This is a genomic window from Zarconia navalis LEGE 11467 (genome assembly GCF_015207075.1).
GTDB classification, from domain to species: Bacteria; Cyanobacteriota; Cyanobacteriia; order Cyanobacteriales; family Geitlerinemataceae; genus Zarconia; species Zarconia navalis.
Window position 1 is genome coordinate 1 of sequence record NZ_JADEXN010000424.1, and the last position, 5,134, is coordinate 5,134.

Here is a 5,134-nt window from a genome sequence, read left to right on the forward strand (position 1 = left end):
GATAAGGGTCGAGGCAACAACCACCATGCCCCTCGATCGCATCCCACCCACACCCATCTCACTAATATCTCCATGGTCAATGTCGAACATCTCGCCCAACTCAAACAAGGAGTCGATGGATGGGCCGCTTGGAGAACCCGCAACCCGGATATTCAACCGGATTTGAGCGTTACCACTCTGATGAATATCGATTTACAAGGGGTGGATTTACGGGGTGCAAATCTTATCGGCACGGACTTGAGGGGGGTGAATCTCCAGGATGCCAACTTGAGCGAGGCGAACTTCATCGGCACGAATTTGCGATCGGCAAATCTCCAAAGTGCCGACTTAAGCGGTGTTCGACTCGATCGTAGCAATCTAAGCGAAGCTAACCTACGATCGACCCATGCGATCGACGCTCATTTGAGCGGGGCGAATCTCTACCGCGCCGATCTCATCGAAGCCAACTTGGTTCGAGTCAACCTGAACCGAGCAAACCTGACCCAAGCGTACCTGAATGGGGTGTATTTCTTTCGGGCAGATTTGAGCGATGCCAATCTCTTTCAAGTCTACTGTCGCTGGGCGAACCTGACGGGGGCGAATTTAAGAAATACGAACTTCCAAGGGGCAAATCTCCGAGGGGCAAACTTACACCGCGCCAACCTGGAAAATGTCAATTGGGAAGGAGCGATTTTACCCGATGGCAGCAAGTATCGAAGGTAAGAGAGCCTGGGGAGGCAGAAGGAACGCAAACTTCGGATTCGGGCGCGGTCGAACTCACCACGCGATACGATCGGTGTCTAACCGAATTTGAGATGACGAGATTGACGATGAATGTAGCTTACCCCATTGCCGATACCGAAATCGATCGAACCCACCTTGCTGTAGATTATGCCGATATCGAAGCGGCGGCGGCTCGATTATCGGGGGTCGCCCATCAAACCCCCGTGCTTACCTCGGGCACGATCGATCGCCAAACGGGCAGCCGAGTCTACTTCAAGTGTGAAAATTTTCAACGGGTGGGATCGTTCAAGTTTCGGGGGGCGTACAATGCTCTGTCGCAACTCTCGCCCGATCTCGCACGGCAGGGAGTTCTCACCTATTCTTCGGGCAACCACGCCCAAGCTATCGCCCTGGCCGGTCAACTCCTCGATATTCCCACCACCATCATCATGCCCGAAGATGCTCCCCAGGTGAAAATTGCCGCCACGCGAGGTTACGGGGCTGAAGTGATTCTCTACGATCGAACGCGGGTGATGCGGGAAGCCTTGGGGGGGCAAATCGCCCAAGAGCGCAATTTGACTCCCATCCCTCCTTATAACCACCCCCACGTCGTCGCGGGACAGGGAACGGCAGCTAAAGAACTGATTGAGGAAGTGGGAGAACTCGATTTGCTCTTAGTCTGTTGTGGCGGCGGGGGGTTGCTCTCCGGCTGCGCGATCGCCGCTCGCGCCTTGTCGCCCAACTGTCGCACGATCGGAGTCGAACCACAACAAGCCGACGATGCCACCCGATCGTTCCACACCCAAGTCCTGCATCGCATCGATAACCCGGAGACGATCGCCGATGGGGCGCGCACGCCATATCTGGGCACGATTACGTTTCCCCTCGTCCTGCACTACGTTGCCGATATGGTAACCGTCTCTGAAGAAGCCATTGAAGAAGCGATGTTATTTCTGTGGGAACGGATGAAAATTGTCGTCGAACCCACGGGAGCCTTAGCGGCAGCCGCATTGCTCTCGGGAGTGATGACTCGTCAGGATGCCCGTATCGGAGTCATCGTCAGTGGGGGAAACGTTGTGATGCGTCACGGTTCGGGTTCTGGGAAATCCTCTCGATCGTGATGGGGAAACTTTACCAGCGTGTATTTTTTAGATTTAGGCATTGGCGGGCAGGGAGAGCCGTGGAGGTAGGAGAGAAGAGAAGAATAACCCAATAATCACTCTCCTATCGTTCGCGATTCACTGTCGGTTGACTCTTCTGGTTGTTTGCTGTGGAACAACAAGCCTGAAGTCGAACGCCATTGCCGTTAAGATGATGAAAGGTTTGGGCCGGGTTCGATCGATCGTCGGACGATCGCGCCAGCCAAACCCGACCGCTCTGGCAAGGAACACCCATGCAAAGTCCTACGGCAACGCTTCACTGTCCCAACCCTTCGTGTCATGCTCCCAATCCCGAAGGCAACCAGTTCTGCCAGAAATGCGGTACCTGGGTTCCCAAATACTACTTGTGGCCGGTGGGCAGCGAACTTAGCGCGCAACCGGGACAACTTCTAGCCGATCGCTACCTCCACAAAGGCAACGGCATTCTCCTCGATACTCACCCCGGTCTGCTACCCGAAATGACCGACGAGATTCCTGAATTTATCGAATCTTATCTCAAATTGTTCGTCCACCAACTCCACGTCCCCCAGGTGTACGGACGCATTTCCCCAAAAGCCGGAGGGCAAAGCCGAGACATCTGGCTTTTGGAGAAATGCCCCGTCGAACCGCTTCCCGAGGCCATTCAACTGCGCCCGTCCATCGATCGCCAGTGGAGCCATGCAGAACCCTCGATCCAGTTGGGGTGGTTGTGGCAGATCGCGCGGCTGTGGCAACCTTGTGCAGAGGTTGGGGTAGCGGCAAGTCTGCTGCGACCGGAACTGTTGCGAGTAGAAGGGTCGTTGGTGCGCTTGTTGGAACTGGTTCCCGATCGCACGGGCTGCAATCTCGAACATCTCGGACAAGTTTGGGGGGAGTGGGTCGATCGCACTGCCACCCCGTTGAAGGCGTTTCTCGATCGCCTCTGTACTCAGTTACGCTCGGGTGAGGTACAAAGTTCCGAACAACTGATCGCCTTACTCGATCGAGGATTGAGAGTTCTCGATGCCGCCCGCTCTCGCCAAATACAAGTGGCGACGGCAAGCGATCGCGGCCCGAGTCGCTCCCGCAATGAGGATGCTTGTTACCCCGATAGCGGTACCGAACGAACTGTCACCACCGATAGCCTGGCAATCGTTTGCGATGGTGTGGGGGGACATGAAGGCGGAGATGTGGCATCAAGAATGGCAATCTCTACCATCCAAGGTCAACTCCAATCCTTGCTCGATGCCACGGAGGAGCTAACCCCCGAGTCGATCGGGCGAGAACTCGAACATTTAGCCTATGAAGCCAATACAGCCATCGGCGCTCAAAATAACAGCGAACACCGACAGGGTCGCCAGCGCATGGGAACGACTTTGGTGATGGGACTGACCCACGGTCGTGAAATGTATCTGACCCATGTCGGCGACTCTCGTGGTTACTTAATTACTCGCACCGGCTGCTATCAACTGACCCTCGATGACGATGTGGCGAGTCGCGAAGTGCGATTGGGATATGCGCTCTATCGCGACGCTTTGCAACAGGTGGCTTCTGGCTCTCTGGTACAAGCATTGGGAATGGGGCCGTCTACCACTCTCCATCCGACCATCGAACGCTTCGTCCTCGGGGAAGATTGCGCGTTCTTGCTGTGTTCCGATGGTTTGAGCGATTACGATCGCGTCGAGCAACATTGGGAAGAGGAAATTTTGCCCCTCTTACATGGAAAAACTACCCCCAGCGAGGTGGTTCGGCGATTAGTGGAAATTGCCAATACCGAAAACGGTCACGATAATGTTACCGTTGCTCTGTTGTCGGTACGGGTCGCTCCAAAACCGAAAACCGAAATTTCGATCGAATCTCTGTGCGATTGCCTCGAATCGGTTCCACCTCCACCATCTCTAATATCGCAGACACAGACCGTCTCGGGAGATGACACCGCAACTTTAGAAGAAACCGCCGATCTCGGTCGTACGGAGAATTTAACTGAGAATCGCGAGGGAGCAAGCACCGTTCTAGCTCCCCCACCCAAAAGCTCGCAGAGATCGAAGGTATTGCTCGTGTTGCTCTCGTTTTTAGCCACCCTGGCGATCGCCGCAGCACTAGCGTATCAATTCGCAATTCCGTTTCGGAAACAGGTCAATGGACTTTTGAACCGAGAAACCGCACCATCGGAACCGATCTCCGAAAACACTGCACGACCAGCACCTGTTGTTGAAGAGGTCACTCCAATTGCCGAAACACTCGGAACGAACGCATTGATTCGCACGAAGAATGCGGTCGTTCTCCAACCCCATACGGAAAAGCTCGACGACACAGCCACCGACTCCGATCGCTCCGATCGACTTGAAGTCCCCCCGCAAAGTCTTTTGCAAGTGGCGAACCGTCAGGAAATTGAAGGCGAGATTTGGTTGCAGCTCGAGCGGTGTAAAGTTGCGCAGCCCACAGAGCAGCTTCCTGTTTCTTCAACAACATCACCGGATGTCGAATCGGCGATCGAAAACGAAACCGATCGAACCGTGACGCCAACGCAAACTAAGGAACCAGAATGGATTCTCCAAAAAGACTTAGAAGCTGCCGAATTTGAGTTGATCGAAACCCCCCTACCTCCCGAAGAACTGGGTAGTTGCCAGTCTCGAACACCCTCTTCTGAAGATGGAGGAGATGGGGAGACTGAGTGATAGGGAGACTGGGTGATGGAGAGACTGGGTGATGGTTTTCTCCCCATCACCCAGTCTCCCCCAATGTCCCCAGCCGACAAGATGGAGATCTCGATCGATTATCCGGCTAGCTTGTTTTCGTTTTCGCCAACGCGGGGCAATCCCAAACTGTAGTTGGTAACTCGGCTGTTGAGGTTATAGCTGACTTTACCGTCGGCCAGGAGCGATCGCACGAAATGTTCTAAATCCGAGCCGATCCGCCGAATATTATACTCCGTTAAATCTCGCTCGTCGCAGGCTTTAACTAACTCCTCGAACTTGCGGTAAACCGATTGCAGTGCTTCGTCGTTCCAAAGCAGTTCGTTGTCGGGATCGACATCGAGAGTCAGCAGACCCTCGTTGGGGATTAAGTCTCGATCTCGAACTTCGGCGGTGAAGATGTGAATGTGGCGCGTTGTAGACTTCAGTAACATAGGGTATTTAGAACTGGTATTTTGAATTGGGCTTGAGAGGCTACCATCGATTGTAAAGGTCTGTAACTCAAATTCTCAAGGCATTTGTTCTTTTTAATGGTATTCTCTTATAGCAAATCTACAACAACTGCCAATCTCCTCTAAATTTAGATGATAAGATAGCGAGCCAAAAATGGAGTAGGCA

General features: G+C 53.7%; 5 protein-coding genes. 3 read left to right on the forward strand and 2 right to left on the reverse strand.

Annotation, left to right across the window (positions count from 1 at the left end; genetic code table 11):
- On the forward strand, nucleotides 1-702 hold a 702-nt coding region (locus tag IQ235_RS18515; RefSeq protein ID WP_264322890.1), incomplete at its 5' end, for a pentapeptide repeat-containing protein.
- Nucleotides 703-809: 107 nt separating this feature from the next.
- Nucleotides 810-1,823 carry a threo-3-hydroxy-L-aspartate ammonia-lyase gene (locus tag IQ235_RS18520; protein WP_264322891.1) on the forward strand — a complete coding sequence of 338 codons (1,014 nt, stop codon included), beginning with the start codon at nucleotides 810-812 and terminating at the stop codon, nucleotides 1,821-1,823.
- 103 nt (nucleotides 1,824-1,926) lie between these two features.
- Here the strand turns inward: IQ235_RS18520 and IQ235_RS18525 are convergent, their stop codons facing one another.
- Nucleotides 1,927-2,097 (reverse strand): hypothetical protein, encoded by a 171-nt coding sequence (locus IQ235_RS18525; protein ID WP_264322892.1) that lies wholly within the window; start codon nucleotides 2,095-2,097, stop codon nucleotides 1,927-1,929.
- On the opposite strand from IQ235_RS18525, the gene IQ235_RS18530 reads away from it, so the two are divergent.
- Nucleotides 2,096-4,498 (forward strand): PP2C family protein-serine/threonine phosphatase, encoded by a 2,403-nt coding sequence (locus IQ235_RS18530; protein ID WP_264322893.1) that lies wholly within the window; start codon nucleotides 2,096-2,098, stop codon nucleotides 4,496-4,498. The two genes, IQ235_RS18525 and IQ235_RS18530, sit on opposite strands and share 2 nt — an antisense overlap.
- A 98-nt stretch (nucleotides 4,499-4,596) precedes the next feature.
- On the opposite strand, the gene IQ235_RS18535 is transcribed toward IQ235_RS18530, so the two are convergent.
- On the reverse strand, nucleotides 4,597-4,950 hold the full coding sequence (locus tag IQ235_RS18535; RefSeq protein ID WP_264322894.1) for an NAD(P)H-quinone oxidoreductase subunit M: 354 nt from the start codon (nucleotides 4,948-4,950) through the stop codon (nucleotides 4,597-4,599).
- Nucleotides 4,951-5,134: the final 184 nt, after the last annotated feature.

Excerpts from the sequence above, each read along its gene's own strand:
- IQ235_RS18520 (WP_264322891.1), top strand. The coding sequence starts at position 810 with ATGAATGTAGCTTACCCCATTGCCGATACCGAAATCGATCGAACCCAC.
- IQ235_RS18530 (WP_264322893.1), top strand. The coding sequence starts at position 2,096 with ATGCAAAGTCCTACGGCAACGCTTCACTGTCCCAACCCTTCGTGTCAT.
- IQ235_RS18525 (WP_264322892.1), bottom strand. The coding sequence starts at position 2,097 with ATGGGTGTTCCTTGCCAGAGCGGTCGGGTTTGGCTGGCGCGATCGTCC.
- IQ235_RS18535 (WP_264322894.1), bottom strand. The coding sequence starts at position 4,950 with ATGTTACTGAAGTCTACAACGCGCCACATTCACATCTTCACCGCCGAA.